The 26,116-nt window shown below is 73.5% G+C and carries 29 protein-coding genes, 1 pseudogene and 1 riboswitch; of the genes and pseudogenes, 10 read left to right on the top strand and 20 right to left on the bottom strand.

The annotated features are described in order from the left end of the window. Positions 1-499: 499 nt before the first annotated feature. From bioD to bioB, 3 genes are read right to left on the bottom strand one after another with little or no spacing between them, the layout of a single operon-like run. Complete coding sequence (bioD, locus tag AC3ET4_RS21050; RefSeq protein ID WP_431951646.1) at positions 500-1,222, bottom strand: dethiobiotin synthase; 723 nt, start codon at positions 1,220-1,222, stop codon at positions 500-502. Next, positions 1,219-2,511 carry an adenosylmethionine--8-amino-7-oxononanoate transaminase gene (locus tag AC3ET4_RS21045; RefSeq protein WP_431951644.1) on the bottom strand — a complete coding sequence of 431 codons (1,293 nt, stop codon included), beginning with the start codon at positions 2,509-2,511 and terminating at the stop codon, positions 1,219-1,221. Before AC3ET4_RS21045 ends, bioD begins: the two co-directional genes overlap by 4 nt. Beyond that, positions 2,504-3,748 carry a biotin synthase BioB gene (gene bioB, locus AC3ET4_RS21040; RefSeq protein ID WP_431951642.1) on the bottom strand — a complete coding sequence of 415 codons (1,245 nt, stop codon included), beginning with the start codon at positions 3,746-3,748 and terminating at the stop codon, positions 2,504-2,506. The genes AC3ET4_RS21045 and bioB overlap by 8 nt, the downstream gene beginning before the upstream one ends. Before the next feature lie 145 nt (positions 3,749-3,893). Here bioB and AC3ET4_RS21035 point away from each other — a divergent pair, with 145 nt between their 5' ends. Further along, entirely contained in the window at positions 3,894-5,048 is a 1,155-nt protein-coding gene (locus AC3ET4_RS21035) for an 8-amino-7-oxononanoate synthase (protein ID WP_431951640.1), read from the top strand. A gap of 2 nt (positions 5,049-5,050) precedes the next feature. Here the strand turns inward: AC3ET4_RS21035 and AC3ET4_RS21030 are convergent, their stop codons facing one another. Further along, positions 5,051-5,302, bottom strand: a complete 252-nt coding sequence (locus AC3ET4_RS21030) for a DUF397 domain-containing protein (RefSeq protein ID WP_431951638.1) — start codon at positions 5,300-5,302, stop codon at positions 5,051-5,053. A gap of 14 nt (positions 5,303-5,316) precedes the next feature. Next, a complete protein-coding gene (locus AC3ET4_RS21025) occupies positions 5,317-6,180 on the bottom strand; it encodes a helix-turn-helix domain-containing protein (RefSeq protein ID WP_431951637.1) in 864 nt (287 codons plus the stop codon). A gap of 284 nt (positions 6,181-6,464) precedes the next feature. Here AC3ET4_RS21025 and AC3ET4_RS21020 point away from each other — a divergent pair, with 284 nt between their 5' ends. Then, positions 6,465-6,896, top strand: a complete 432-nt coding sequence (locus AC3ET4_RS21020) for an ATP-binding protein (protein WP_431951635.1) — start codon at positions 6,465-6,467, stop codon at positions 6,894-6,896. Positions 6,897-6,938: 42 nt separating this feature from the next. On the opposite strand, the gene AC3ET4_RS21015 is transcribed toward AC3ET4_RS21020, so the two are convergent. The 4 genes from AC3ET4_RS21015 to AC3ET4_RS21000 form a co-directional block, all read right to left on the bottom strand. Continuing rightward, the gene (locus tag AC3ET4_RS21015) at positions 6,939-7,568 is read right to left on the bottom strand and encodes a GNAT family N-acetyltransferase (RefSeq protein WP_431951648.1); all 630 of its coding nucleotides are present in this window, start codon (positions 7,566-7,568) and stop codon (positions 6,939-6,941) included. 103 nt (positions 7,569-7,671) lie between these two features. After that, a complete protein-coding gene (locus AC3ET4_RS21010; protein ID WP_431951633.1) occupies positions 7,672-8,145 on the bottom strand; it encodes a C40 family peptidase in 474 nt (157 codons plus the stop codon). Between the two features lie 3 nt (positions 8,146-8,148). Continuing rightward, positions 8,149-8,302, bottom strand: a riboswitch (cyclic di-AMP (ydaO/yuaA leader). Between the two features lie 363 nt (positions 8,303-8,665). Further along, entirely contained in the window at positions 8,666-8,971 is a 306-nt protein-coding gene (locus AC3ET4_RS21005; protein WP_431951631.1) for a hypothetical protein, read from the bottom strand. A 5-nt stretch (positions 8,972-8,976) separates the two neighbouring features. Then, the gene (locus AC3ET4_RS21000; protein ID WP_431951629.1) at positions 8,977-9,618 is read right to left on the bottom strand and encodes an ATP-dependent Clp protease proteolytic subunit; all 642 of its coding nucleotides are present in this window, start codon (positions 9,616-9,618) and stop codon (positions 8,977-8,979) included. A gap of 84 nt (positions 9,619-9,702) precedes the next feature. Here AC3ET4_RS21000 and AC3ET4_RS20995 point away from each other — a divergent pair, with 84 nt between their 5' ends. From AC3ET4_RS20995 to AC3ET4_RS20960, 8 genes are all read left to right on the top strand, one after another. Continuing rightward, positions 9,703-9,996, top strand: a complete 294-nt coding sequence (locus AC3ET4_RS20995) for a type II toxin-antitoxin system Phd/YefM family antitoxin (RefSeq protein ID WP_431951627.1) — start codon at positions 9,703-9,705, stop codon at positions 9,994-9,996. Positions 9,997-11,174: 1,178 nt separating this feature from the next. Next, positions 11,175-11,477: an urease subunit gamma gene (locus AC3ET4_RS20990; RefSeq protein ID WP_431951625.1), complete on the top strand. Its 303-nt coding sequence runs from the start codon at positions 11,175-11,177 to the stop codon at positions 11,475-11,477. Positions 11,478-11,487: 10 nt separating this feature from the next. Continuing rightward, positions 11,488-11,889 carry an urease subunit beta gene (locus tag AC3ET4_RS20985; RefSeq protein ID WP_431951623.1) on the top strand — a complete coding sequence of 134 codons (402 nt, stop codon included), beginning with the start codon at positions 11,488-11,490 and terminating at the stop codon, positions 11,887-11,889. After that, positions 11,882-13,603 carry an urease subunit alpha gene (locus AC3ET4_RS20980; RefSeq protein WP_431951621.1) on the top strand — a complete coding sequence of 574 codons (1,722 nt, stop codon included), beginning with the start codon at positions 11,882-11,884 and terminating at the stop codon, positions 13,601-13,603. The genes AC3ET4_RS20985 and AC3ET4_RS20980 overlap by 8 nt, the downstream gene beginning before the upstream one ends. 15 nt (positions 13,604-13,618) lie before the next feature. Continuing rightward, positions 13,619-14,293, top strand: a complete 675-nt coding sequence (locus AC3ET4_RS20975) for an urease accessory protein UreF (protein WP_431951619.1) — start codon at positions 13,619-13,621, stop codon at positions 14,291-14,293. An 11-nt stretch (positions 14,294-14,304) separates the two neighbouring features. After that, positions 14,305-15,000 (top strand): urease accessory protein UreG, encoded by a 696-nt coding sequence (gene ureG / locus AC3ET4_RS20970; RefSeq protein WP_431951617.1) that lies wholly within the window; start codon positions 14,305-14,307, stop codon positions 14,998-15,000. Beyond that, positions 14,997-15,761, top strand: a complete 765-nt coding sequence (locus tag AC3ET4_RS20965) for an urease accessory protein UreD (RefSeq protein ID WP_431951615.1) — start codon at positions 14,997-14,999, stop codon at positions 15,759-15,761. The genes ureG and AC3ET4_RS20965 overlap by 4 nt, the downstream gene beginning before the upstream one ends. Then, on the top strand, positions 15,758-16,201 hold the full coding sequence (locus tag AC3ET4_RS20960; RefSeq protein ID WP_431951613.1) for a type II toxin-antitoxin system PemK/MazF family toxin: 444 nt from the start codon (positions 15,758-15,760) through the stop codon (positions 16,199-16,201). The genes AC3ET4_RS20965 and AC3ET4_RS20960 overlap by 4 nt, the downstream gene beginning before the upstream one ends. A 66-nt stretch (positions 16,202-16,267) precedes the next feature. On the opposite strand, the gene AC3ET4_RS20955 is transcribed toward AC3ET4_RS20960, so the two are convergent. The 11 genes and pseudogenes from AC3ET4_RS20955 to AC3ET4_RS20905 form a co-directional block, all read right to left on the bottom strand. Next, on the bottom strand, positions 16,268-16,579 hold the full coding sequence (locus AC3ET4_RS20955; RefSeq protein ID WP_431951611.1) for an antibiotic biosynthesis monooxygenase family protein: 312 nt from the start codon (positions 16,577-16,579) through the stop codon (positions 16,268-16,270). A 428-nt stretch (positions 16,580-17,007) separates the two neighbouring features. Beyond that, complete coding sequence (locus AC3ET4_RS20950) at positions 17,008-17,370, bottom strand: cupin domain-containing protein (RefSeq protein WP_431951609.1); 363 nt, start codon at positions 17,368-17,370, stop codon at positions 17,008-17,010. Positions 17,371-17,379: 9 nt separating this feature from the next. Next, positions 17,380-18,210, bottom strand: coding sequence for a TIGR02452 family protein (locus AC3ET4_RS20945; RefSeq protein WP_431951607.1), 831 nt, complete (start codon positions 18,208-18,210; stop codon positions 17,380-17,382). Positions 18,211-18,236: 26 nt separating this feature from the next. Beyond that, positions 18,237-19,286, bottom strand: a pseudogene (locus AC3ET4_RS20940) (NAD-dependent epimerase/dehydratase family protein); the annotation flags it as partial. A 103-nt stretch (positions 19,287-19,389) separates the two neighbouring features. Next, entirely contained in the window at positions 19,390-20,106 is a 717-nt protein-coding gene (locus AC3ET4_RS20935; RefSeq protein ID WP_431951605.1) for a lysophospholipid acyltransferase family protein, read from the bottom strand. A gap of 378 nt (positions 20,107-20,484) precedes the next feature. Then, on the bottom strand, positions 20,485-20,646 hold the full coding sequence (locus AC3ET4_RS20930) for a hypothetical protein (RefSeq protein ID WP_431951603.1): 162 nt from the start codon (positions 20,644-20,646) through the stop codon (positions 20,485-20,487). Between the two features lie 72 nt (positions 20,647-20,718). Then, entirely contained in the window at positions 20,719-21,771 is a 1,053-nt protein-coding gene (locus AC3ET4_RS20925) for a hypothetical protein (protein ID WP_431951601.1), read from the bottom strand. 31 nt (positions 21,772-21,802) lie between these two features. Then, a complete protein-coding gene (locus AC3ET4_RS20920; RefSeq protein ID WP_431951599.1) occupies positions 21,803-22,756 on the bottom strand; it encodes a cytochrome c oxidase assembly protein in 954 nt (317 codons plus the stop codon). A gap of 140 nt (positions 22,757-22,896) precedes the next feature. Next, positions 22,897-23,922 carry a 6-phosphofructokinase gene (locus AC3ET4_RS20915; RefSeq protein ID WP_431951597.1) on the bottom strand — a complete coding sequence of 342 codons (1,026 nt, stop codon included), beginning with the start codon at positions 23,920-23,922 and terminating at the stop codon, positions 22,897-22,899. Between the two features lie 189 nt (positions 23,923-24,111). Then, the gene (locus AC3ET4_RS20910; RefSeq protein WP_431951595.1) at positions 24,112-24,840 is read right to left on the bottom strand and encodes a type 1 glutamine amidotransferase; all 729 of its coding nucleotides are present in this window, start codon (positions 24,838-24,840) and stop codon (positions 24,112-24,114) included. A 31-nt stretch (positions 24,841-24,871) separates the two neighbouring features. Then, positions 24,872-26,110 carry a MurT ligase domain-containing protein gene (locus tag AC3ET4_RS20905; protein ID WP_431951593.1) on the bottom strand — a complete coding sequence of 413 codons (1,239 nt, stop codon included), beginning with the start codon at positions 26,108-26,110 and terminating at the stop codon, positions 24,872-24,874. Between the last annotated feature and the right edge of the window lie 6 nt (positions 26,111-26,116).

Here is a 26,116-nt window from a genome sequence, read left to right as displayed (position 1 = left end):
CACCCGGATCGGCCGACCTACGCGGGTCGACGCCGGGCACGGCGCTTTCGCCGCGTCGCCGGTTTCCCGGCGCGCGGACGGCGGAGAACTCGCGGGTTCGGTGCTCTCCGTGCTGCCTGGCATCGCACGCTGGACAGGGCCGCGCGCCGACTGGCCGCTGGTCGGTGCGGGCCACGCGAGGCTCCCCGGCGGTCGAGCGAGATGCCCGACGTCTCAACTCTTCCGCCGGGGAGCCGCAGTGATCACCTCTGCTGCCGAGTTGGACCTGCACACGCTGCTTGAAGGGAGTGACGAGGCCGATCGTCACCTGAGAGGGTGATCGCCGCTGCAGGTCCGGCCCCCGCCACGGACCTGGTCGCGCTGGTGCGCCCCACCTCGTGCGTCCGCCTCGGCAGTCTCGCTCTGGCCGACCGGGCCCAGCCCGGCGCCGACGGCAGCCTCGCCGCACCCAACGGACGCCCGCCCCGCAGGAACCCGGCACCTGGCAAAGATCGCCGGTCTAGCGCGGCGCCCAGTGCGCGGTGAAGGCCGACGCGTCCCACGTGCCGCCGATCCGGGGGGAGAGCCAGCCGGGCGCCGCCTCGCGGAAGGCGTCGGGGGCGAGGGCGGCGGCACCGGCGGGCAGGGCGCCCAGCAGCGGGGCGCCGGTGACCTCCGGCAGGTCGGAGAGGTTGCAGCGGGCGGCCAGGTCCGCGTCCTGCGGCCAGCTCCCGATGACGAAGCCCGCGCACTGCAGCTTGCGCGCCGTGAGCACCTGCGCCGTCAGCGCGGCGCCGTTCAGCGTGCCGAGCCCCGCCGGGGCCACCACGAGCACCGGGGCTCCCAGCATCCGTGCGGCGTCCGCCAGCGTCGAGCCCGCGTCGTCGAGACGGACGAGCAGACCGCCCGCCCCCTCGACGAGCACGATGTCGTGCACGGCCGCCAGCTTCGCAGCCGCCTCGGCGACATCCGTCGGCCCCACCGCGGGGATCCCGGAGCGCCGTGCGGCCGTGGCCGGGGCCAGCGGCTCGGGGTACCGGGCCAGTTCGACACTCGTGACCTCGGGCCCGGCGAGCCGGGTGACCTCGGCGGCGTCGCCCGGTTCGCCGGGCCCGACCCCGGTCTGCGCGGGCTTGAGGTAGGCCACGCTGTACTGGCCGGACAGCGCGGTGGCCGCGATCGCCGCCGTGGTCACCGTCTTGCCGATCTCCGTGCCCGTACCGGTCACGAACAACACCGTCATGCCGCCTCCGCCGCCGCGCGCACCGCCGCGCAGATGCGCGCGACGTCCTCGTCCCCCGTGACGTACGGGGGCATCGTGTAGATCAGGTCCCTGAACGGCCGCAACCATACGCCCTTGCGGACGGCGGCCCTCGTCGCGGCGGCCAGGTCGACCTCGTGGTCGAGCTGGACGACGCCGATCGCGCCCAGCACCCGCACGTCACGCACCCCGGGGAGCCCGGCGGCGGGCGCCAGCCCCTCGCGCAGCCCGGCCTCGATCCGCTTGACCTCCTGCGCCCAGTCCTGGCCCAGCAGCAGGTCGAGGGAGGCGCAGGCGACGGCGGCGGCCAGCGGGTTGCCCATGAAGGTCGGGCCGTGGGCGAGCACCGGCACCTCTCCCCGGGAGATCCCCTCGGCGACCCGCGCGGTGCACAAGGTGGCGGCCATCGTGAGGTAGCCGCCGGTCAGTGCCTTGCCGACGCACATCACGTCCGGGCTGACCCCGGCCTGGCCGGCGGCGAACAGCGTCCCGGTGCGTCCGAACCCGGTGGCGATCTCGTCGAAGACCAGCAGCACGTCGTGCTCGTCGCACGCCTCGCGCAACACGCGCAGATAGGCGGGGGAGTGGAAGGCCATGCCGCCCGCGCCCTGCACGACGGGCTCCACCACGACCGCCGCGAGCTCGTGCGCGTGACGCGCGATCATCTCCCGCAGGTGGCCGGCGTACGCCTCCTCGTACGCGGCCGGCGGCGCGTCCGCGAAGACCTGCCGGGGCAGGACGCCGGACCACAGCCCGTGCATGCCGCCCTCGGGGTCGCAGACGGACATCGGCTGCCACGTGTCGCCGTGGTAGCCGCCGCGCCACGTCATCAGCCGCTGCTTCTCCGGCCGTCCGAGCGAACGCCAGTACTGCAGGCACATCTTGAAAGCGACCTCGACCGACACCGAGCCGGAGTCGGCGAGGAAGACGTGCCGCAGCGGCTCGGGGGTGATCTCGACCAGGCGGGCCGCGAGCCGCACGGCCGGCTCGTGGGTGAGCCCGCCGAACATCACATGGCTCATCCGGTCCAACTGGCCGCGAGCCGCCTCGTTGAGCACCGGGTGGTTGTAGCCGTGGATGGCCGACCACCAGGACGACATGCCGTCGACGAGGTCGGTCACACCCTCGAAGGGCTCGGCGAGCCGCAGTCGGACCCCGGCCGCGGACTCCACGACGAGCGGTTCCTGACGGCCCGGCATGGGCCCGTACGGGTGCCAGACGTGCTCCCGGTCCAGAGCCAGCAGCTCGCCGGGGGTGAGCGGCTCAGGCATTGGGCGGCAGATCCGTGCCGGCGCCGCGGCGGCGCACGGCCACCAGGTCGGTTCGGGCGGCACCGGCGGGCGCCGGCTGCCCGGCGTCCGCGGGATCGTCCGTGGCGGCGCCCGCCCGCGTGCGGCCGCCGCAGGGACCGCAGCCGCCGGCCTCCTCCCGGCCCTCGCCGTGCGAGCCGCAGCCCGCGCCGGCGTGGCCGCCGCACGCCCCCGCCGCGGCCGCCGCCGCGTCCATCCGGTGGACGGGCAGAGTCGTCTCGCCGGCGCCCTCCACCTCGAAGCCGGCGTCCGCGATCATGTCGAGGTCGGCCTTGCCCGCCTGGCCCTCACTGGTGAGGTAGTCGCCCAGGAAGATGGAGTTCGCCAGGTGCAGCGCGAGCGGCTGCATGCTCCTCAGATGCACCTCGCGGCCGCCCGCGATGCGGACCTCCACGTCGGGACAGACGAACCGCACCATCGACAGGATCCTCAGGCACCGCTGCGGGGTGAGGTTCCACTCGTTCGCCAGCGGGGTGCCCTCGAAGGGGATGAGGAAGTTCACCGGGACGGAGTCCGGGTCCAGCTCGCGGAGCGCGAAGACCACGTCGACCAGGTCCTCGTCGCTCTCGCCCATGCCCGCGATGAGTCCGGAGCAGGCCGACAGGCCGGCCGCCTGGGCCTGCTGCACCGTGTCGACCCGGTCCGCGTAGGTGTGGGTGGTGGTGATGTCCCCGTAGACGGCCTCGGAGGTGTTGAGGTTGTGGTTGTACGCGTCGGCGCCCGCGCCGCGCAGCCGCTCGGCCTGCCCGGCGGAGAGCAGGCCGAGGCACGCGCAGACCTCGACGTCCTCGTGCCGCTCCTTGATGGCCTCGATGGTCGCGGAGACCCGGTCCACGTCGCGGTCGGTCGGGCCGCGCCCGCTCGCCACCAGGCAGACCCGCTTGGCGCCGCCGGCGACCCCCGCCGTGGCCGCGGCCGCCGCCTCGTCCGGCTTCAGCCAGGTGTACTTGAGGATCCCGGCCTCCGAGCCGAGCCGCTGCGAGCAGTAGGAGCAGTCCTCAGGACACAGTCCCGACTTGAGGTTGACCAGGTAGTTCAGCTTCACCCGGCGGCCGAACCACGCGCGGCGCACCTTGCCGGCCGCCGCCACCACGTCGAGCAGTTCGTCGTCGGAGGTCGCCAGTACGGCCAGCGCCTCCTCGCGGGTGGGCAGCTCGCGGCGCAGACCCTTGTCCACCAGAGCATTCAGCAGATCCATGTCGCGATCCTGGCGTACCGCGCGTGCCCGGGCCAATGGGGCATGCCACAAGACCGCCCGCCCAGGTGTGTACGTCACCGCACCGTACGAGCCGGTCCGGCACACTACGGTGCTGCCCGACCCTCCGCCGACCCCAGGGACGACCATGACACGCGACCCGTTCGACTGGATCGACGCGCACGCCGAACGGCGGCGCGCCGCCGGGCTCGTGCGCACCCTGCGGCCCCGGCCCGCGCGCTCGCCCCTGCTGGACCTCGCATCCAACGACTACCTGGGGCTCGCCCGCCACCCCGAGGTGACCCGGGCCGGCGCGGACGCCTGCCTGCGCTGGGGAGCCGGTGCGACCGGTTCCAGGCTGGTCACGGGCAGCACCGAGCTGCACGCCGAACTGGAGTCCGAGCTCGCCGCCTTCTGCGGCTTCGAGGCGGCGCTGGTCCTCGCCTCGGGCTACGCCGCCAACCTCGCCGCCGTCACCGCCCTCAGCACGGAGCCGGGCACGCTCATCGTGTCGGACAGCGGCAACCACGCCTCGCTCATCGACGGCTGCCGGCTCTCCCGCGCCACCACCGAGGTCGTGGCGCACGCCGATCCGCAGGCCTTCCGCAAGGCGCTCGCCGGCCACGACGGGCCCGCCGTCGCCGTCACCGACTCGGTCTTCTCGGTGGACGGCGACGCCGCCCCGCTCGGGGCGCTGGCCGGCGCCTGCGGCGACCACGGTGCCGCGCTGCTGGTGGACGACGCCCACGGACTCGGGGTGCTCGGCCCCGGGGGCCGGGGGGCGGCCGCGCAGGCGGGTCTCGCGGGCGCGCCCGCCGTCGTGTGCACCGCCACCCTCTCCAAGTCCCTGGGCAGCCAGGGCGGCGTGGTGCTCGGTCCGGCCCGCGTCATCGAGCACCTGGTCAACACCGCGCGGACGTTCATCTTCGACACGGGCCTCGCCCCGGCGGCGACGGGCGCGGCGCTGGGCGCGCTGCGCCTGCTCCGGCGCGAGCCGGAGCGTGCCGCACGGGCCCGCGCCGTCGCCCGCGAGCTGTACGAGCGGCTGGTGGAGGCCGGACTGGAGGCCGCCGTGCCGGACGCCTGCGTGGTGTCGGTGCGGGCGCCGTCGCCCGGGGCGGCGGTCGAGTGGGCCGCCGCGTGCCGCGCGGCGGGTGTGGCGGTGGGCTGCTTCCGGCCCCCGTCCGTGCCGGACGGGATCTCGCGGCTGCGGCTCACCGCGCGGGCCGACCTGACGGACCGGGAGATCGGCGACGCCGTGCGGACGGTCGTCCGCACGGCGCCGATGCCCACCTGCCCCTGACCTCAGGGACGTTCGGTCAGACCGCCCTCCGTCACGGCGGCGAGGAACTCCGCCCAGGCCGCGGGGGTGAAGAGCAGGGCGGGGCCGCGCACATCCTTGGAGTCGCGTACGGCGAGCTGTCCCGAGAGCGGCCCGCTGCCGATGAGGGCCGCCTCGACGCAGTTGTTCGCCGCTGTGCTGTGGCTGCTGCGTCGCCAGTGCACGCCGGAGAGGGACGCACTGGAGGTGACGTACTGAGGCGATGCGTCGGACATGGGGGAATGCCTCCTTACGCGCCTTTGTCGATGCCTTTGCCGATGCCGGAGATGTAGGACAACGACTGCTCGGCCGACAGGGCGTGGGAGCGCAACCGGTTGAAGGCGGCAGCGTACGCCCTGACGTCCTCGCGCTGATCCAGATAGAGACTACTCGTCAAATGGTCGATAACAACCACGTCCAGATCAGCAATGCGCGGAAATGAGAAGACGACGAAAGGCCCCGTGACGCCTATATGCCCACCGGCCGAGAAGGGCAGCACCTGCAGATGCACATGAGGCAGTGAACCCAGTTCCACAAGATGGCTCAATTGCGCCGCCATCACCCCGGGGCCCCCGACCTCCCGGCGCAGCACCGCCTCGTCCAGCACCGCCCACAGCTCCAGCGGCGGATCGGCGCGCAGCACCGCCTGGCGGGCGATGCGCACCTGCACCAGGGTCGCGATCTGCCGGGGACCGAGCTGCGGGATGACGGAGCGGGTGAGCTCGCGCGCGTAGTCCGGGGTCTGCAGCAGCCCCGGTACCACCGTCGTCTCCAAGGTGCGAGCCCGGCAGGCATCCGTCTCCAGCGAGATGAAGTCCCGGTACGCCGTGGGGAGTTCCTCCCGGAACTCGTGCCACCAGCCGCGCCGGTCGCCCTCACCCGCGAGAGCGGCGAGCATCTCGCGCAGCCGCGCGTCCCGCACCCCGTACACGTCCAGCATCGCCGCGACGTCCTCCGGGCGCACCCCGCTGCGGCCGGTCTCGATCCGGCTCACCTTGGACTGGTGCCATCCCAGGCGCTGGGCGGCCTCACCGCTCGTGAGGCGCGCCGCGTCGCGCAGTCGGCGCAGTTCCGAGCCGATCTTGCGGCGGCGTACCGCCGGCACCTGCTGCATGGTGTGTGCACCTCCCGTTGGGCGTCTCCCCCACTTCCGGAGCGAAGTCTGCCGCGCATATACGTGCTCTCGTAGCAGAGTTCACCGTTTTGGGGGACAGATATATGCATATAGCCGTGGTGAGACCCTGATGAAGGGCACGATGAATGACACTCTGGCGCGTGAGTGCCGTACGGGGCCGTGCCGTACGAAAGCGGGCACGGCGCCGTCGGCTGCCACGCGCGCGGCCACGGGTGCGGCAGGCGCCGGCGTCCTGGTCACGGCGGGAAAGGGACAGCGTCGTCATGGCAGATCACCAGGAAGCATCCGTCACCCTGCCGAGCGACCCTGCCTCGGTCCCCGCGGTACGCCGCTATGTGAGCGACCTGCTGGCGGAGTGGGGCATGCCCGAGGACTCGGATCCCGCCGACTCCGTCCGGCTCATCGTCTCCGAGCTCGCGACCAACGCGGTGCTGCACACCCTCGGCACATCGCCGACCTTCACCCTCGACGTCCGGCTCGACCGGGACGAGCAGCTGCGGATCGGAGTCACCGACAGCCACCCCCGATGGCCCCAGCGGTTGCCCGCCGCCGTGCAGCAGGACAACGGGCGCGGCATATTGATCATCCGTCACCTCACCGCGGAGGCGGGCGGCACCCTGAGCGTCACCCCCACCGCCGACGGCGGCAAGACGGTGTGGATCAGCCTGCCCTGGGCCACCGCCGCCGTCGAGTGACGCCGGGCGCACGGAGGCCGCACGGCTGTGCGGGTCGGCCTCTCAGTCGTCCCGGGTGAGCAGCAGCGCCTCGGCGCCCATCGGCACGAAGCCTGCCGCGTTGAACGCCCGCCCGCTCGCTGCGTTGCCCGGGGCGATCTGCGCCCACGCCGTCGCGCCCTCGGGCACGAGGTGACGCGCCGCCAGCGCCAGCCGGCGCCCGAGGCCCGCGCCGCGCGCCACCGGATCGACCTCCACGGCCACCTCCCAGCGGCCCGCCACGCCCCGTCCGGTCAGGACCGTGCCTCCGGGCACCGTCCAGGCCCGCACCTCGTCGCGGTGCCGCAGGGCCCTCGCGATCCGGGGATGGTCACGGTCGGTGGTCTCCCGCAGGGACAGTCCCAGGGCGGCCGGTGGCGGTCCGGGGAGAGCGGGCGCGGCGGTCAGCAGGTCCACGGTGTCCACCGTGCGGTCCAGCACCCCGCACAGCGCGGTGAGGAAGGGCGGACCGAGCGGCGCCGAAAGGTCGCCGGGGGGCAGCAGCCCGCGGACGACCTCGGGGTCGGCGTCGGCGAAGACCACGCAGTGGGCGGTGAAGGCGACCACCCCGGCGTCGCGCGGCGCGGGCTGCGGCACCACCGTCACCGAGCCGTCCGGGGGCGGGAAGACGCCCTCGGCGGCGTCGGCGAGCATGCGAGCGAGGGTCACGCGCGCACGCTACCGGCACGCCGCCGGCATGTCGACGCCGCCGAGGGCGTGGCCCGCGAGCCCCGGCTCCCGGGCCACCAGGCCGCGGTCACTTCACCCGGCCGTACCAGACGCTGCGGCTCCAGATCTTCTCCAGCCGCACCCGTCCGCCGGGCTTGGGGGAGTGCCAGATCTTCCCGTGCCCGGCGTACATCCCCACGTGGTAGACGTTGCTCCCGTAGTGGAAGAAGACCAGGTCGCCACGGGTGCGTGCGGACGACCGGATGTGCCGGACGCTGTTGTACTGGGCCGCGGCGGTACGCGGCAGCTTACGGCCCACCTTCTTGAAGGAGTAGAAGGTGAGCCCGGAGCAGTCGAAGCTGCCGGGACCGGCCGCCCCGTACCGGTACGGCGCGCCCTTCTTGGACGCCGCGATCTTCAGCGCCTTGGCGGAGACGGATGTCGCCTCCGCCTGCTGGGAGGCATCCGGCAGTACCGCGGGACCGGCCACGGCGGCGGCCGTGAGGGCCGATACCGCACCCAGCCGGCCCAGGACCCCTGACATGGCTGTCGGCGCACTCATGCGCACCCCTTCGTCGTCCGCCTGCGAAGGATGACCTGTCGGGTTCGGACAGGCGAAGATGCCCGGCCGCGGCTGCGGCTTCACCCCAAGGGTCCGGCGACCTGCACCGGGCCCGCCCTGCTCGGGTCCTCCGCTCCTGCCGTGGCGTCGTCGTCGACCTGGCACCCGCGCGGCGGCAGGATTCGGCGTCCGCGCGGACCGCCCCGCCGGGATGACGGGGGCTTGTCGTCGAAGGGATCATCACTCAGCGAAGCGGTCGATTCACAGCGCAACCGGTCGAATGTGAGTATGTTCACGACTCACCTATCCGGGTGGATTCCGCGACACACGGCGACGCCTGACGCCCTAAAAGCTAACGGAACGCCAGGGCCGAGACGTCAGATCGCCTGCCCGGAGGGCTTCGCGCGCAACTCGGGGCTGCCCGGCCGCACGCGGCGGATACAACGATCGGGCGAGTCCATTCGGTTCGAGTTCGCGTCCCCCGAACGGACCAGCCGGATCGTCAACGCGTGACGTTCCGTCAACGGGGCGGGGGTGAGGGCAAGGTGACCTGGCCCGTCCGCCGTTCGCCGTCCAGCACCCGTAGCGCCCGCTCCATCGTCGCGGTGTGCACCTCGCTCTCCCCGCGCGTGTGCATCAGCGCCAGCGCGTCACGCAGCTCCGCGGCCCGCACCACCAGGGCCTGCGCGGCGCGCAGCGCCCCGTAGGTGTCCCGGCAACGGGAGGGGTTGGTCCGGCCGAGCAGATCCACCACCTCCAGATAGGCGTCGACCAGCCCGCCCTCGGCCCGTGTCAGGGCCGGAAGCGGGGGCAGTTCGGGCACCACCGCGATCACCGCAGGGCGCGCGGGGCGCGGCCGGCGCCGTCCTTGCGGCTCAGCGTCAGCCGGTCGACCAGGCCGTAGGCCAGGGCCGACGGGGCGTCAAGAATGGTGTCCCGGTCGATGTCGGCCCGGATCCGCTCCGGTTCCCGCCCCGTGTGACGTACCAGCAGCTCCTCCAACTGATCACGGCGACGGAGCAGTTCCCGGGCCTGGATCTCCAGGTCGGACGTGGTGCCCTGGACCGCCTCCGCGAACGACGGCTGGTGGATCAGGACCCGTGAGCCGGGGGTCGCCAGCCGCTTGCCGGGCGCGCCGGCGGCGAGCAGGACGGCCGCCGCTGAGGCGGCCTGGCCCACGCACACCGTCGACACGTCGCAGCTGACGAACTGCATGGTGTCGTAGATCGCGGTCATCGCGGTGAAGGACCCGCCGGGGGAGTTGATGTAGAGCGAGATGTCCTGCTCCGGGGCGGCGGCCTCGAGATGGATGAGCTGTGCCATCACGTCGTTGGCCGAGGTGTCGTCGATGGGCGTCCCGAGCAGGACGATCCGCTCCTGGAGCAGCTTGGAGTACGGGTCCATCGAGCGGACGCCCTCACTGGTGCGCTCGGTGAACTCGGGGAGGACGTAGCGGGCGGTCGGTCGAAGCATCGCGTACCTCCGTGGGCACCCGGGCAGGGGTGATCCATAGCTGTAAAAAATGTACAGGACGTACATCTCGTTATGATGGGGAGCATGGCCCATGAAGTCCCGGTGACACAAGCGCGTGCGGAGCTGGCGGAGCTGATCAACCGCGTCGTCTACGGCGGTGAGCGGGTGGTCGTGACACGTCACGGCAAGCCGCTGGTCGCCCTGGTCTCTGCCGCTGACCTGCAACGACTCCAAGAACTGGACGCCGCTCCCGAGGAGACGGTGGTCAGCACCGTCTCCTCGGTGCGCGGAGCGGTGTCCGCCACAGGCGAACGCCGCCGCTTCGGCATCGCCGCGGAGCACCGCGGGACGGCGAACGCCCGCCACGACGGGGCCTGAGCGGCCCCCGGGCGGGCCCTCCCCAAGCCCGAGCGGGCCTGGGACAGGGGCCGGGCGGCGCGGCGTGCCCCGGTTGCCCGTACCGGTCCTGCGCGCGGCGGTGTCGGCCGTGCGCCGGGGCGCCCGGCCCGTCCCGCGGTCGCCCACCAGTCGCCACCGCCGGCGCCCGACGAGCGGCCCGAGGAGGGCGACGGAGCCCCGCCGTCCCGGACAGCGGATGAGCCGGAAGAGCGGCCCGAGGGATCCCCCGGTGGAGGGACACCGGGGTCGAGGCGGCCGCGCCGCGTGGATCGTCGGGGGCGATGGAGCCCTGTCCGCTTCCGGCGCGAGGGCCGTGCCGGCGTGGCTGATCACGTGCGGCCTTTCGCGCGGTGGCGCGGCGGCGCTCGTAGCGCCGGGCGGCGGCTCCCCGGTGAGGTCGGCGGAGCCCCGCTGTCCGGCGAGCGGCCGGCCGGAAGATCGGCCCGGTCGAAGGCGGCACAGGCATTGCGGCCGGAGGGCCGTCGCGTCGCCATGGTCCGGCCCGCCGAGTGGCGGCACCGCACGGACCAGCCGAGTGTGCCGGCACTCCGCCCGCTTCCCGCCTGCGCCATGCCGGGATTCCGAGGGTTCCTGATGGATGCCCTCCTGTATGCGGCCTTTCGCGCGGTGGCGCGGCGGCGCTCGTAGCGCCGGGTGGCGGCTCCCCGGTGAGGTCGGCGGAGCCCCGCTGTCCGGTGAGCGGCCGGCCGAAAGATCGGCCCGGTCGAAGGGCGCGGACGGCACAGGCTTTGCGGCCGGGAAGACCGTCGCGTCGCCTGCGAAGGATGCGGTACGCCATGGCGGTCGCCGCCTTCGTGTCGTACGGCGAGGAGCCAGGAGCGCCATGGCATGCTGCGCAAGGACGCCGAGGCCCACGGGTCACCCGCTCCCTGGCCGGCGCCCCTGACGGCAGGGGGAGGACGGCCCATGCCTGAGCGCGCAGGGCGCTCCGGCGCACAAGGGCCGCGGCCGCCACCACCTGCCGCTGACCGCGCGCCCGCCGGGGCCACCGGGTAAGGGCGACAGCGAGTAGGGAAGTTAACGCGGACGAAACGCCGCCGAACTAACCTGCGGCGTCCGGACAACGGCAGAGCGGATCCGCAGGCCGTACACGCCCCCGCGGGTCCCTTCACCCGGGACGACTGCGAGGTGTTGCCATGCAACTGACCCCCCATGAACAGGAACGCCTGCTCGTCCACGTCGCCGCCGACGTGGCGGAGAGGCGCCGGGCCAGAGGCCTGAGGCTCAACCATCCGGAGGCGGTCGCGCTGATCACCTCTCACCTCCTGGAGGGGGCCAGGGACGGCCGCACCGTCGCCGAACTCATGGCATCGGGCCGCAAGGTGCTCACCCGGGACGACGTCATGGAAGGCGTGCCGGAGATGATCCACGACGTGCAGGTCGAGGCAACCTTCCCGGACGGCACCAAGCTCGTCACCGTCCACGAGCCGATCGTCTAGGGGGCGCCGCGTGATTCCCGGAGAGATCCTGCACGCGGCCGAACCGGTCGTGCTCAACGCGGGCAGGCCGGTGACCCGGCTGAGGGTGCTGAACCGCGCCGACCGGCCGATCCAGGTCGGCTCGCACTACCACTTCGCCGAGGCCAACCCGGGCCTGGACTTCGACCGTGCCGCCGCCCGCGGCAAGCGCCTGGCCGTCGCCGCGGGGACGGCCGTGCGCTTCGAGCCCGGCATCCCCGCCGAGGTCGATCTCGTGCCACTCGGCGGCGCGCGGATCGTCGTGGGGCTGCGCGGCGAGACCGGCGGCGCCCTCGACCGGGACGACGCGCACGAGGCCGGCGGGTCGCACACGAGGGACGGGGCCGGCGTGCGCCGGGCGGACACGGACACGAGGGGAGAGCACGGTGTCTGAGCTTTCGCGAGCCGTCTACGCCGACCTGTTCGGGCCCACCACCGGGGACCGGGTACGGCTCGCCGACACCGACCTGCTCATCGAGGTCGAGCGGGACCTGTCGGGAGGCGCCGACGGCTCGGGCGACGAGGTCGTCTTCGGCGGCGGCAAGGTGATCCGCGAGTCGATGGGGCAGGCCCGCGCCACCCGGGCCGAGGGCACCCCCGACACGGTCATCACCGGCGCCATCGTCCTGGACCACTGGGGTGTGGTCAAGGCGGACATCGGCATCCGCGACGGGCGGATCGCGGCGCTGGGCAAGGCCGGCAACCCCGACACCATGGACGGCGTCCACCCGGACCTGGTCATCGGGCCCGAGACGGAGGTCATCGCCGGCAACGGCAAGATCGTCACCGCCGGCGGCGTCGACGCGCACGTCCACTTCATCTCCCCGACGATCGTGGACGAGGCCCTGGCCTCCGGCGTCACCACGCTCATCGGCGGCGGCACCGGCCCGGCCGAGGGCACCAAGGCCACCACCATCACGCCCGGCCCCTGGCACCTGGCCAGGATGTTCGCCGCACTGGAGCACTACCCGGTCAACATCGGCCTGCTCGGCAAGGGCAACACCGTCTCGCACGAGGCGATGCTCTCCCAACTGCGCGGCGGAGCCGTGGGGTTCAAGATCCACGAGGACTGGGGCGCCACCCCGGCCGCCATCGACGCCTGCCTGACGGTGTGCGAGGCGACCGGCGCGCAGCTCGCCGTCCACACCGACACCCTCAACGAGGCCGGCTTCGTCGAGGACACCCTCGCCGCCATCGCCGGACGGGGCATCCACGCCTACCACACCGAGGGAGCGGGCGGCGGGCACGCGCCGGACATCATGACCGTCGTCGCCCACCCCAACGTCCTGCCGTCCTCGACCAACCCGACCCGACCGCACACCGTCAACACCGTCGAGGAGCACCTCGACATGCTGATGGTCTGCCACCACCTCAACCCCGCCGTGCCGGAGGACCTCGCCTTCGCCGAGTCGCGGATCCGGCCCGGCACGATCGCGGCCGAGGACGTGCTGCACGACATGGGGGCCATCTCGATCATCTCCTCGGACTCCCAGGCCATGGGCCGGATCGGCGAGGTCGTGCTGCGCACTTGGCAGACCGCGCACGTCATGAAGCGGCGGCGCGGCGCCCTGCCCGGCGACGGGCGGGCCGACAACCTGCGGGCACGTCGCTATGTCGCCAAATACACCATCAACCCGGCCGTCGCCCAGGGCCTCGACGGAGAGATCGGCTCGGTCGAGGGCGGCAAGCTCGCCGACCTGGTGCTGTGGGACCCGGCGTTCTTCGGCGTCAAACCGCACCTCGTCCTCAAGGCCGGCCAGATCGCCTACGCGCAGATGGGCGACGCCAACGCCTCCATCCCGACCCCCCAGCCGGTCATGCCCCGGCCGATGTTCGGCGCGATCGGCGCCGCCCCCGCCGCCAACTCCTTCACCTTCGTCACGCACACCGCACTCGAGGACGGCCTCGCCGAACGACTCGCCCTCGGCAAGCGCTTCCTCCCGATCCGCGACACACGGAGGGTCACCAAGGCGGACATGCGCGAGAACGACGCCATGCCGCGGGTCGAGGTGGACCCCGACACCTTCACCGTCCGCATCGACGGAGACGTCGTCGAACCCGCTCCGGCCTCGGAACTCCCCATGGCCCAGCGGTACTTCCTGTTCTGAGCGGGCAGGGGGACGATGAACCGCGCCGCGCTGCTGCTGCTCGCCGACGGACGCTTCCCCGCCGGCGGCCACGCCCACTCCGGCGGGGCCGAGGCGGCGGTCGCCGCGGGCCGGATCACCGGCCCCGGCACGCTCGAGGAGTTCTGCCGCGGCAGGCTCCACACCACCGGCCTGGTGGCCGCGGCGCTCGCCGCCGCGGCCACCGCGGGCGCCGACCCGCTCGCGCTGGACGAGGCCGCCGACGCCCGCACCCCCTCGCCGGCCCTGCGGCAGACCGCCCGCCGCCTCGGCCGCCAGATGACGCGCGCGGCCCGCGCCGCCTGGCCGTCACCCGATCTCGACGCGCTCGCCGACGCCCGGCCGCGGGGCGCCCACCAGCCCGTGGTGCTCGGCCTCACCGCCCGGGCCGCCGGCCTCGCGCCGCTCGACGCCGCCCACGCGGCGGCGTACGAGGCGGTGACCGGCCCGGCGACCGCCGCCGTACGCCTGCTGAGCCTCGACCCGTTCGCCGTGACCGCCGTGCTCGCACGGCTCGCCCCGGACCTGGACGACGTCGCCGCCCGGGCCGCCGACGCCGCCCACCGCTGCCTCACCGAGGGCACCGACGCCCTGCCCGCCGCCTCCGCGCCGCTTCTCGACGTGTACGCCGAGGCCCACGCCGGGTGGCCCGTCCGCCTCTTCGCCTCCTAGGGGGACCCGACATGCACCTCGACCACGACCACACCGTCTTCCCGCAGCGCCACACCTGGGCCGCTCCCACCGCCCGCCCCGACGGCAGCCGCCGCGCCCTGCGCGTCGGGCTCGGCGGCCCGGTCGGCTCGGGCAAGACCGCCACCGTCGCCGCGCTGTGCAGGGCGCTGCGCGACGAGCTGTCCATCGCCGTCGTCACCAACGACATCTACACGCGCGAGGACGCCGACTTCCTGCTGCGCAACGCCGTCCTGCCGGCGGAGCGCATCGCCGCCGTGGAGACCGGCGCCTGCCCGCACACCGCGATCCGCGACGACATCTCGGCCAACCTCGAGGCCGTCGAGGAACTGGAGGACGCCGTGGGGCCCCTGGACCTCGTCCTGGTGGAGTCCGGCGGCGACAACCTCACCGCCACCTTCTCCAAGGGCCTGGTCGACGCGCAGGTCTTCGTCATCGACGTGGCCGGAGGCGACGACATCCCGCGCAAAGGCGGTCCCGGGGTCACCACAGCCGACCTGCTGGTGGTCAACAAGACCGACCTCGCCCCGTACGTCGGCTCCGACCTCGGCCGCATGGCGCGCGACGCGCAGCGGCAGCGCGGCGAACTGCCGGTGGTCTTCACCTCCCTCGTCGCCGAGAACGGCGTCGGCCCCGTCGCCGAGTGGGTCCGCGACCGGCTGGCGGCCTGGGCGGCGGTCGCCGCGTGAGCGGTGTCCACGCCACTGCGCGGATCACCGCCGTCCCGGACGGCCGCGGCGGCACCGCGCTGCCCGAACTCGCCGGTGAGGGACCGCTCGCGCTGCGCCGTACGCGGTCCGCGGACGGACGAGCCGCCCGGGTGACGGTCGTCGGGGCCATGACCGCGCCGCTGGGCGGCGACCGGCTGGCCGTGCACGTCACGGCGGCACCGGGCGCGGTGCTGCACGTGGACGCGGCGGCGGCCACCGTGGCGCTGCCGGGTCGTGACGGCGGCCGAGCGCGGTACACCGTGCGGCTCGTGGTCGGCGAGGGAGCGGAACTGCACTGGCTGCCGGAGCCGTTGATCGCAGCGCAGGGCAGTGACCTGCTGATGGCCACCACGGCGGAACTCGCTCCGGGGGCCCGCCTCGTCCTGCGCGAGGAGCAGATCCTCGGCCGGGCGGGGGAGCGGCCCGGCCGCCTCACCACCCGCCTGACGGCGCGGATCGGCGGCCGTCCGCTGCTGGACCAGGAGCTCGCCTTCGGGCCGGGCGCGCAGGGGTGGGCCGGGCCCGCCGTCCTGCACACCTATCGGGCCGTCGGTCAACTCCTCGTGGTGGACCCGGCCTTCGAGGACACACCGATACAGGCGCGAGCGTCGTCGGCACCGGACGCGGAACAGGGGCAGTCCGTGCTGGCCCCGCTCGCCGGTCCCGCCGCGCTGCTGACGGCAGTTGCCCCGGACGGGTTGTGCCTGCGGCGTATGCTGTCGGCTAGCGTACTCCCGTGACGTCGATAGACACCGAGACCCCGGGCCGCTACGGCCCCACCGCGACCACCGAGGCAGAGCCCGAGCAGGTCGGTCCCGTCCGCACCGAGTACGCGCCGGCCCACGACGGCGACCCCGACCCCGGCGAGATCGTCTGGACCTGGGTGCCCTTCGAGGAGAACGACGGCCGCGGCAAGGACCGGCCGGTCCTCATCGTCGCGCGCGAGGCCGGCGACACTCTGCTCGCGGTGCAGCTGTCCAGCAAGGAGCACAACGACGACCGCGAGTGGGTCGCCATCGGTTCCGGCCCGTGGGACAAGGAGAACCGCCCGTCCTGGGTGAATGTCGACCGGGTGATGCGCGTCCACCCGGACGGCATGCGCCGGGAGGCCTGCGCGCTCGACCGGGGCCGCTTCAACATCGTCGTGAACCGGCTCAAGGAGCTGTACCGCTGGAGCTGACGCGCCCGCGGACCGGCCCCCGGGGCGGACGGACCGTCCCGGGGGCCGGAGCACGCCGTCACGGCATCACGACCGGACGTCGGCCACGACCGCGTACTGCGTCGACTCGTGTTCCAGGACGCACTCGCGCAGTCCGACGCGGCGCGCCTTGAAGTCCTCGCTCGACAGGTACGCGAGGTACTGCTCGAGCGACCGCCACTCGCTGGTCACGATCCAGCTGTCCGGGTCGGTGAGGGACCGGCAGACCTGGGAGCTGATGAAGCCGTCGGCGTTGACGATGCCGCGGTGCACGAGGTCGTATGCCTGCGCATACTGATCGCCCGTGCCCTCGTGGAGCCGGAGCCGCAGCACGACGCGTGTCTTCTGGGTGCTGTCCATGGAGACCTCGATCCTTCGGGGCGCGGGGACCGTGCGTCCGCCGCGACCGCGCCGGGCGGGGCCCGTGGCCGCGCTTCGGGCGGTGGCGTGGGCCCGGGAGGGCCGCTGGAGCGCACGGGGCGGTGCGGGACCGCGTGGCAGGGGCCGTCGAGCGCGGGACCCGGGGCGGTCGCCCGGGAGCTCGCCTCGTCCATCGCCGGGGATGGGGCGCCCGGTCACCGCCATTCCTCGACTGTGCGGCCCTCACCCGGGCGGGGCAAACAAACACTGCGCCAGACGGGTGAGCACCGCCCCGGGGCACGGGGTGGCGCGGGGCGGCCGGCGCGCGAAGGCGTGGCCCGGTACTGCGGCGACGACACCGGACGCCCTTCCGTTCCCGGCACGTGCGCCGGAGCCCCGACTGGGCGGCGCCCCCGCGGCCGGGGCGGCTATCCGAGCCGTACGCCGGCCGTGCCCGTGCCCTCGTCGCTGTCTCCGGTGTTGACCGTGCCGCGGGGCTCGAACATCAGGATGCGGGTGCCCTCCTCGGCGCGCGGCCGGTGCGGGACGCCGCGGGGCACGGTGAACACGTCGTGCGGGCCGAGGGTCACCGTGCGGTCCGGCAGCTCCAGGTGCAGACGGCCGGCGAGGACGAGGAAGAACTCGTCGGTGTCCGCGTGCGCGTGCTCGGCGAAGTCGCCCTCGACGTCGGCGACCTTCACGTCGTAGTCGTTGACCTCGGCGAGGACGTGCGGCATCCACTTCTGGTCCACGGCGTCCATCACGGTGTCGATGTTGCGCTTGTCGCTCATGTGACTCCTCTACCCGGGGAAGGCGGCGGCGAAGGCCGTGCGGGTGGGCGAGTCCGCGCGCCGGTCCAGTACGGCGAAGACGACCCGGGCGAAGCGGTCCGAGAACCGGCCGCCCGGCCCGAGGTGCTCGCGGAAGGCGGCGGCGACGGCCGCCGGGTCGTTGCGGAACACCCCGCAGCCCCAGGCGCCCAGCACCAAGGAGGGATAGCCGTGCGCCGCCGCGACCTCGAGGACCCGGCCCGCCCGCGACGACAGGGCGGCGGGCACCCGGTCCACTGCCTCCGGCTCCTGACGGGCGATCACCCCCGCGTTGGGCGCGGGGGAGGTGAGGAAGCCGACGTCGAAGGGCTCGTCCAGCACGGCGCCGCGCTCGTCGCGGAAGACCGGGACGGCGGGGGAGTGGATCACCCGGTCGCTGTAGAAGGGGCTGCGGTCCTCGCGGTGCCAGTCGTAGAACTCCCGCGCCGCGAGCAGCGTGGTGTAGAGCGCCGAAGCGCGGCACAGTGCCTCCTCCTGCGCCTGCGCCCCGTTCAGGTAGCCACCGCCGGGGTTGCGCGCCGAGGCGAAGTTCAGCACGGCGACCGGGGCCTCCCGGACCCTCCCCACCAGCCGGCGTGCCGCCTGCAGGCTGTCCTCGCCGGTCACCTCGAAGACCGTGGGACCGATGCCCTCCACGCCGGGGCCGGGATCGACGGGCCCGGGGCCGTGGATCCGCGTCCCTCGCACGGCCCGGGCGACGGCCTCGCCGATCGCCACCTCCACGCCCCGGGCTGTGCGGTAGCGGCCGTCCGCGACGAAGCCTTCCGTCTCCTTGGCGAGGGCCCGCAGCCGCGCACTCATGTCCCGTCCTCTGTCACGCCCCGAGGCTAGTGAGCCTCCCGGTGCGCGGCGAGCGGTTTTCCGGCGGCCAGCCAGCGGTCCTCGGCCTCGTAGTCGAACAGGTCGCCGAAGCGGTCGTACGTCGACGCCAGGTAGGGGAAGCCCTCGCGCCAGTCGCGGTCGCCGAGCCGTTCCACCAGCCAGGCCACGGTCTCCGGCAAGGACTCCGCGTAACCGGTCACGGCGCGGTAGCCCAGCTCGCGCTCCGCGGCCGACATGTCCAGGACGAAGGGGTGCGCCGTGGTCCAGGGCGTGTCGCCGACGTTCTTCGCAGGGGGAGGGCCGTCCACGGTGTACGTCTCCGCCTCGTGGCCCAGTACCGCCGCGATGGCGTCGGCGATCTCCGCGACCGTCGGGGCGTACGGGTCACCGGCGTTGAGCACGCGGGTGCCGGGGCGGCGGGCGGCGAGGCGCACCAGTTCCGCGAGGTTCGACGCGTGCACCGGGTGGAAGCGGCTGGCGCCGTTGTACGCGAGGACGTGGAAGGGCCGCCGGTCCACGGCCCGCTTGACGAAGTACAGCTCCCGCGGCCGCAGGCTGTGCAGTCCGTGGACGGCCCCGGCGCGCAGCAGAGTGACGGGCAACCGCCCCTTTGCCGCCAGCAGATGGCGCTCCAGCGCCACTTTGCGCGCCGAGTAGCCGCCCTCGCCGGGGGCCAGCACCGGCTGCGTCTCCGGGATCGGCACCGGGAGGACGGGCGCGCCGCCCGGCTCCCCGCCGGTGTCCAGGCTGCGGCCCCGGTCGTCCGCGTAGACGGAGCAGGTGGACACGACGACCGCGGAGCCGACCCGGTCCGCGAGATCCGTCAACTGCCGTGCGTGCTCCGGCCCGTAGGCGACGCAGTCCAGCAGCACGTCGCAGCCCTCGCCGAGCGCCGCCGCCAGAGCCGCGGTGTCCTCGCGGTCCACGGCCACCGGCCGCACCCCGTCGGGCCAGCGCACATCGCCGCCGCCCCCGCGGGAGGCGGCTCTCACCTCCCAGCCGTCCTCGGCGAGGGCGCGCACCGCCGCCCGGCCGATCTGTCCCGTTGCCCCGAGACGAACGCGGTTCCCGTCATGGCGGTGACGCTAGCGGCAGGAAGACACGTGGACCAGACCGGTTCGCCGTGCGCGGATCCGCGCACGGCGAACGGGCGAAAGGTCAGGCGCTGCGCCGCAGCCGGGAGCCGATGCCGGTCTGGCCCTGCTGCTCCGCCTTGACCTCGGCGGCGTAGCGGTCGACGTACTCCTGGCCGGACAGGGCGAGGATGGCGTACATGATCTCGTCGGTGGCCGAACGCACCACATAGCGCTCGTTGTCCATCCCCTCGAAGCGGGAGAAGTCCAGCGGCTCGCCGAAACGGATGGTCACCGGTTTGATGCGCGGCAGCCGACGGCCGGTGGGCTGGATCTCGTACGTGCCGATCATCGCGCAGGGGACCACCGGGACGCCGGCGCGGATGGCCATGGTGGCGACCCCGACCTTGCCCTTGTAGAGGCGTCCGTCGTGGGAGCGCGTGCCCTCGGGGTAGATGCCCAGCAGTTCGCCCTTGGCGAGCACCTTCAGGCCCTCGCGGATCGCCGACTCGCCCGCCTTGCCGCCGGAGCGGTCGACCGGGATCTGCCCGATGCTGTGGAAGAACGCCGCCGTCAGCCGCCCCTTGAGGCCGGTGCCGGTGAAGTACTCGGCCTTCGCCAGGAAGGTGATGCGGCGCGGCAGGATCGCGGGCATCAGGAAGTGGTCCGAGAACGACAGGTGGTTGCCCGCGACGATCGCCGCGCCTTCCTCCGGGATGTTCTCCATGCCCTCGATCCTCGGGCGGAACAGCACCCGCAGCAGCGGGCCGAGGACCACGTACTTGAGCACGTAGTAGAACACTGACGGTCTCCCTACTGGCGCCGGTCGGCTCCGGGGCGGCGTTCTGCCAGGTCACAACGTGGTGCGAGGATGGTCAGTCTAGGCGCGGCGGGCGCCTGGCGTCACCGGGCCGGCACGAGTGCGCCGCGGCGCTTTCGCGACCGGTGGCCGACGGGTAGCGAGGGCGCCACCAGGGGGCCGGCGCCGGCGGCCCCCGGTCGGCATGGTGGAGGCGCTCACGCGCGACGAGGGCGACGAGCGCTTCGAGTTCGTCCTCGACCTGCTCGTCTCCGGCCTGGCCCGCCGCGGCGCCGGCTGACCTGACGACACCGGGAAGGCGGCGAGGTCGGCGGCATCGCTGTGGGCGGGGGGAGGACCCGCACCGCCCTGGCGGGGGCCTCAGCGGGGCGTGCGGACCGCGAGCATGCCGATCGTGGACAGCGTGAGGACGACCCAGGCGAACCAGAGCCAGCCGCTGGGGCCGAGCGCGACCGTGTACGCCGTCGCGGCGATCAGGCCTGCGACCGTGCAGGTGATCATCGCCTTGGCAGGTGTGGGCATCTTCGGCCTCCTCCCCGAGGGGCCGCGAGGCGGCGGCCCGGCTTCCATGGTCCCGCCGCCGCCCGCTGTGCGCTACCAGTCGCCGTCGGTGACCTGGTCCCCGTCCTTGAGGTGCTTCACCTGACCGGGATGAGGCGCCACCCAGGGCGACTCGTCCTCGCCGAGCCAGTCGCCGACCGGCTCGACCCGGCTGAGCGCGCCGGGCGCCGCCAGGTCCTCGGCGTCGGCGTCGTAGTAGTCGAACCAGGGCAGACCCGCAGCGGTGTACGCGGCGCGGTCGACCGGCGAGGGGGGAGCCGGCTCGCCGGTGATGCGGCGCCATTCCGGCACCGTCGTGAGGTGCACGAAGACCCGGCCCGAGGGCTTGTCACGCCAGTCCGAGGGCGCGCGGTCGTCGCGGTAGACCTCCTGCCGCATCCGGCCGCCCGCCCCCAGCCCCATGGTGACCGGCGAGCGTCCCGCGGCCCTCGCGGCCCGCGGCGCGCCTCCGGGGGCCGCCGGCGGGACGGCCGACGGGGCGGCCATCGGCATCGCCCCAGGAGCGCCGCCGTAGCCGCCGAAGGCGGTGGGACGGATGCTCGGCCGGCGCCGCTGCTCGTCCTGCCACGCGGCGAGCCGCTCCTCGCCGAGCTCGAACACCTGCAACTGCACCCCGCCCCAGACCTCCTCCCCGCTGACCTGGCCCTCGACGGTGGCGCCCAGGCCCAGCGGCACGGCCACGAACTGCCGGATCGTCCCGGAGCCCGAGTTGATGCCGTCCAGCCACGGCTGCCGCGGCACCACGAGGTAGTTCTGCGGGTCCTGCGACAGCCGATCGCTCCACGGCCGCCCCGACACGGCGCACACCTTGCCGACGCCCACCTGCAGCGCGGCCGGAGCGGCGGCCGAGAAACTGAGCCACATGGCTTCGCGCTGGTAGACGGGCAGCATGACGCCGCCCCGCGCGAGCCACTCCGGGGGCACGGTGTCGGGGTGATCCGCGACCCGCCGCAGCGGGAAGGCGCCGAGCCCGGGTGGCAGCGGATGCGTCCCCGTCTCCGGCAGCCGCAAGGTGCGCATGAAGCGCACCGTCACACCCCCCGGCAGGCACAGCGCGTCACCCTTGATCCGTACCTGGTCGCCCATGGGGCCCTCCTTTCGTGGCGGGCGGCCCCGGTCAGCCGCGACCCCGCGCCTCCAAGGATGCCAAGTACGCGTTGTAGGCTGCCAGTTCCGCGTCGCCGTCGCGGTCCGCGGCGCGGTCCTTGCGGCGGGCCTGGCGCTGGTCGGAGGTGTACCACTGGATCAGCAGCGCCACGAGGACGATCACTGACGGGATCTCGCTGAACGCCCACGCGATGCCGCCGGCCGCGGTCTGGTCGTCCAGCGCGTCGATCCCCAGCGAGGCGGGCGGGTGCTGGAAGGCGCCGATCATCGGTTCGCTCGCCATCATCAGCGCGATGCCGAAGAAGGCGTGGAACGGCATCCCGGCGAAGAGCTCCAGGATGCGCATCACATGGCTCGGCCGGTTCGGACCTGGATCCACGCCCATGATGGGCCAGAAGAACACCAGGCCCACGGCGAGGAAGTGGACCATCATCGCGATGTGCCCGGTACGGCTGCCCATGAGGGTGTCGAACAGCGGGGTGAAGTAGAGCCCGTACAGGCTGGCGATGAACAGCGGGATGGTGAACGCCGGGTGCGTGATCACCCGCATGTAGCGGCTGTGCAGCAGTGCCACGAGCAGCTCCCGCGGCCCCTTGCGGCCGCGTGCGGCGGTCGGCAGCGCCCGCAGCGTCAGTGTCACCGGGGCTCCCAGCAGCAGGAGGATGGGCGAGACCATGCTGACGACCATGTGCTGCACCATGTGGACGCTGAACATGGCCATGCCGTAGTCGTTCAGGGCGGTGCACATCACCAGGGCGATGGAGAGCACCCCGGCGACGAAGGCGACGATCCGCCCGGCCGGCCAGCGGTCGCCGCGCCGCAGCAGCCTTACGACGCCCCAGCCGTAGAGGACGAGTGCCAGCACACAGCCGGCCAGGAAGACCGGGTCCCCGCTGAACTCGAGCCCCCGGCCGAGGGTGAACGGCGGGAGCTCCGTCGTCATCCCGTGTCCGCCGTGGTCCATCCGTCACTCTCCTGTCGCGCCTGCCGCACCGCGCCGCGCCGTCGGCAATGTGCCGGTTGGGGCGGGTGCGCCCGCACCAGACTAGAGCCGCCCCCGGCCGCGTTCGCGACCGGGGGCGGCTCTGGGAGGTGATCAGCGCGTCACAGCACGCACTCGGCCTCGACATAGCGCTCGGCCGGGACGGTCTTGAGGTGCTCGACGGCCTCGGCCAGCGGCACCAGGGTGATGTCGGTGCCGCGCAGCGCCGTCATCATGCCGAAGTCGCCGTTGTGGGCGGCCTCGACCGCGTGCCAGCCGAAACGGGTGGCCAGCACCCGGTCGTAGGCCGTGGGGGTGCCGCCGCGCTGCACATGGCCGAGGATGACGGGGCGGGCCTCCTTGCCCAGCCGCTCCTCCATCTCGATCGAGAGCCGGGTGGCGATGCCGGTGAAACGCTCGTGCCCGTAGACGTCCTTGACGCCCGTCTCGAACTCCATCGTGCCCTCGAGCGGCTTGGCGCCCTCGGAGACCACGACGATCGCGAACTTCTTGCCCGCGGAGAAGCGTTCGCCGACCCGCTTGGTCAGCTCCTCGATGTCGAACGGCCGCTCCGGCACGACGATGGCGTGCGCGCCGGCCGCCATGCCGGAGTGCAGCGCGATCCAGCCGGTGTGCCGGCCCATGACCTCGACGATCAGCACGCGCTGGTGCGACTCGGCGGTCGTCTTCAGGCGGTCCAGCGCCTCGGTGGCCACCGTGACGGCGGTGTCGAAGCCGAAGGTGACGTCGGTGGAGGCGATGTCGTTGTCGATCGTCTTGGGCACGCCCACGATCGGCAGGCCGTTGTCGGACAGCAGCCGGGCGGCCTTGAGGGTCCCCTCGCCGCCGATCGGGATGATCGCGTCCAGACCCAGGTCGGCGACGTGGCCCCTGGCCCGCTCGACACCGTCCCGCAGGTGCTCGGGGCGGACCCGGGAGGAGCCGAGGATGGTGCCGCCACGGGCCAGGATGCCGCCGACCGCGTCGAGGTCGAGCTTGCGGTAGTCGCATTCGAGGAGGCCCTTCCACCCGTCGTGGAAGCCTATGACCTCGTCCCCGTGGTCGACGACCGCGCGGTGCACGACCGACCGGATGACGGCGTTGAGGCCGGGGCAGTCGCCGCCGCTCGTCAGCACACCAATACGCATTTGCTCGTTACTCCTGAATGATCGATCCGGGCGCCGGACCTCGTCGTCCGGATGGACCCGCGGCCACGCGCACCGCTGCACCTACGTTATCGAGCCGGGCGCGGGCGGCGGAAACGCCGCCCGCAGTGCGGACACCACCCCGGCTGCGGCCCCGCCGTCCCCCCGCCCCGTCCCGCGGCACTGCGGGCGTCAGGCGGGCTGGGTCGCCGCGGCGATGCGCTCCGCGCGCAGCGCCTCGTACCACTGGTCGTCGACCGGCGGCAGCGCCCTGACGTCCATCGCCAGCTTGATCAGCATGTCCGCGATCTGCGGGTTGCGGGCCATGACGGGGCCGTGCATGTACGTGCCGAAGACGGTGTCGTTGTACGCGCCCTCGGTCCCGTCGCCGGTGCCGTTGCCGTTGCCGAAGCGGGTCCGGGCCAACGGGCGGGCGTTCTTGCCCACGTGCGTGACGCCCTGGTGGTTCTCGAAACCGGTCAGCGGAGGCAGACCCAGCGCGGGGTCGATGTCGGCCAGCACGTCGCCGACGCAGCGCGCGCCCTCGCCGCGGACGCTGACGACGTCCAGCAGGCCCAGGCCCGGCTCGGGACGGCCGAGGTCGTTGACGAACTCGTGGCCGATGATCTGGTAGCCGGCGCACACCGAGAAGACGATCGCCCCGTTGTCGACCGCCCGGTTCAGCCCGCCGTCGCGGCGCAGCCGCTCGGCGGCCAGCCGCTGCGGCCGGTCCTCGCCGCCGCCGATGAGGTAGATGTCGCCCGAGGTCGGGATCGGCTGGTCGGACCGTACGTCGATCCGGGTGACCGGCACCCGCCGCTGGCGGGCCCGGCGCTCGGTGACCAGGACGTTGCCCTGGTCGCCGTAGGTGCTCAGCAGGTCGGGGTAGACCCACACCAGACGCAGGCTGGAGTCGCTCACAGCGTGTTCTCCTGTCGAAACGGGTCTTCGGTCAGTTGCCGACGCGGCGGCGGAGGTCCTGGAAGGCGGTGTAGTTCGCGATGGCCTCGATCCGGCCGGCCGGCGAGGTGGCCACGGCCTCGTCGAAGTCGCGGCACACCTGGAAGTCCAGGCCCGCGACCTCCAGGCGGACCGCCAGGTCCAGCTTGCGGTCGCCGACGACCCGGATCGGGTGCCCTGCCAGGCGGGTGTAGTCCACGTCCCAGAGCCAGGAGGTGTCCGTGCCGTCCGCCGAGCGGGCGTTCACGGAGAGGATCACCGGGGTGGGCGGCCCGTCGATCAGCGAGAAGGTCTCCAGCCAGCCGGCCGGGTTCTTCGCCAGCAGCAGCCGTACGTCGCGGCCCTGGAACTGCACCACGTCGTAGCGGCCCGCGACGGCCTGCACCTTGTACATCCGCTCCAGGGCGACCTTGGGGTCGACCCCGAAGGCGGCCGCCGCGGCGGCCGACACGGCGGCGTTGGACTTGTTGGCCCGGCCGGGCAGCTGGAGCTGGATCGGCCACGCGGACCCGTACGGATCGATCACGTGGTCGCCGGAGAGCGCCCAGGTCGGCGTCGGGCGGCGGAAACCGCACTCCCCGCAGAACCAGTCCTCCGCCGGCCGCTGCAGAACGCCGCCGCACGAGGGGCAGGACCAGGCGTCGTCCTTCCACTCCTGGCCCGCGGCGACCCAGACGACGGTCGGGCACGAGGAGGCGGCCCAGGTGATCAGCGGATCGTCGGCGTTGGCGATGATGATCGCGTCCGAGCCCGCCAGTCCCTCGCGCCACTTCTCGGCGAGCATGCGCGTCTCGGCTGCGCGGTCCAGCTGGTCCCGGGAGAGGTTGAGCAGGGCGATCGCCTTGGGCTTGACGTCCCGGGCCACACCGGCCAGGTACTTCTCGTCCACCTCGATCACGCCGTACCGCGCCTCGGAGCCGCCGGCCAGCGCCGAGGTGATGCCGGCCGGCATGTTGGCGCCCAGCGCGTTGGAGACGACCTCTCCGTTGGCGCGCAGCGCCTCGGCGATCAGCCGGGTGGTGGTCGTCTTGCCGTTGGTGGCCGAAACGAGCACGACGTCGAGATGGGTCGCCAGCCGGGCCAGCAGATCAGGGTCGAGTTTGAGTGCCACCCGGCCGCCGATCACCGATCCGCTGCCGCGCCCCGCCGCCCGCGACACCGCCGCCGCGGCCTTGCCCGCCGTCACGGCCAGCTTCGCCCGCGGCGACAGTGGCTCCGCGTTGCCTGCCATCGTCTC

Source organism: Actinacidiphila sp. bgisy167 (genome assembly GCF_057707665.1).
The sequence above is the reverse complement of the archived record's forward strand: the minus strand, read 5'-3'. Positions and strand labels throughout refer to the sequence as shown.

What these genes read in the sequence shown, in the direction of transcription:
- bioD (WP_431951646.1), bottom strand. Translation starts at nt 1,222, where the DNA reads ATGACGGTGTTGTTCGTGACCGGTACGGGCACGGAGATCGGCAAGACG.
- AC3ET4_RS20905 (WP_431951593.1), bottom strand. Translation starts at nt 26,110, where the DNA reads ATGGCAGGCAACGCGGAGCCACTGTCGCCGCGGGCGAAGCTGGCCGTG.
- AC3ET4_RS21020 (WP_431951635.1), top strand. Translation starts at nt 6,465, where the DNA reads ATGGCAGATCACCAGGAAGCATCCGTCACCCTGCCGAGCGACCCTGCC.
- AC3ET4_RS21035 (WP_431951640.1), top strand. Translation starts at nt 3,894, where the DNA reads ATGACACGCGACCCGTTCGACTGGATCGACGCGCACGCCGAACGGCGG.
- AC3ET4_RS20995 (WP_431951627.1), top strand. Translation starts at nt 9,703, where the DNA reads ATGGCCCATGAAGTCCCGGTGACACAAGCGCGTGCGGAGCTGGCGGAG.
- AC3ET4_RS21025 (WP_431951637.1), bottom strand. Translation starts at nt 6,180, where the DNA reads ATGCAGCAGGTGCCGGCGGTACGCCGCCGCAAGATCGGCTCGGAACTG.
- bioB (WP_431951642.1), bottom strand. Translation starts at nt 3,748, where the DNA reads ATGGATCTGCTGAATGCTCTGGTGGACAAGGGTCTGCGCCGCGAGCTG.
- AC3ET4_RS20920 (WP_431951599.1), bottom strand. Translation starts at nt 22,756, where the DNA reads ATGGACCACGGCGGACACGGGATGACGACGGAGCTCCCGCCGTTCACC.
- AC3ET4_RS20975 (WP_431951619.1), top strand. Translation starts at nt 13,619, where the DNA reads ATGAACCGCGCCGCGCTGCTGCTGCTCGCCGACGGACGCTTCCCCGCC.
- AC3ET4_RS20955 (WP_431951611.1), bottom strand. Translation starts at nt 16,579, where the DNA reads ATGGACAGCACCCAGAAGACACGCGTCGTGCTGCGGCTCCGGCTCCAC.
- AC3ET4_RS21010 (WP_431951633.1), bottom strand. Translation starts at nt 8,145, where the DNA reads ATGAGTGCGCCGACAGCCATGTCAGGGGTCCTGGGCCGGCTGGGTGCG.
- AC3ET4_RS21045 (WP_431951644.1), bottom strand. Translation starts at nt 2,511, where the DNA reads ATGCCTGAGCCGCTCACCCCCGGCGAGCTGCTGGCTCTGGACCGGGAG.
- AC3ET4_RS20945 (WP_431951607.1), bottom strand. Translation starts at nt 18,210, where the DNA reads ATGAGTGCGCGGCTGCGGGCCCTCGCCAAGGAGACGGAAGGCTTCGTC.
- AC3ET4_RS20990 (WP_431951625.1), top strand. Translation starts at nt 11,175, where the DNA reads ATGCAACTGACCCCCCATGAACAGGAACGCCTGCTCGTCCACGTCGCC.
- AC3ET4_RS20930 (WP_431951603.1), bottom strand. Translation starts at nt 20,646, where the DNA reads ATGCCCACACCTGCCAAGGCGATGATCACCTGCACGGTCGCAGGCCTG.
- AC3ET4_RS20950 (WP_431951609.1), bottom strand. Translation starts at nt 17,370, where the DNA reads ATGAGCGACAAGCGCAACATCGACACCGTGATGGACGCCGTGGACCAG.
- AC3ET4_RS21030 (WP_431951638.1), bottom strand. Translation starts at nt 5,302, where the DNA reads ATGTCCGACGCATCGCCTCAGTACGTCACCTCCAGTGCGTCCCTCTCC.
- AC3ET4_RS21000 (WP_431951629.1), bottom strand. Translation starts at nt 9,618, where the DNA reads ATGCTTCGACCGACCGCCCGCTACGTCCTCCCCGAGTTCACCGAGCGC.
- AC3ET4_RS21015 (WP_431951648.1), bottom strand. Translation starts at nt 7,568, where the DNA reads ATGCTCGCCGACGCCGCCGAGGGCGTCTTCCCGCCCCCGGACGGCTCG.
- ureG (WP_431951617.1), top strand. Translation starts at nt 14,305, where the DNA reads ATGCACCTCGACCACGACCACACCGTCTTCCCGCAGCGCCACACCTGG.
- AC3ET4_RS20915 (WP_431951597.1), bottom strand. Translation starts at nt 23,922, where the DNA reads ATGCGTATTGGTGTGCTGACGAGCGGCGGCGACTGCCCCGGCCTCAAC.
- AC3ET4_RS20925 (WP_431951601.1), bottom strand. Translation starts at nt 21,771, where the DNA reads ATGGGCGACCAGGTACGGATCAAGGGTGACGCGCTGTGCCTGCCGGGG.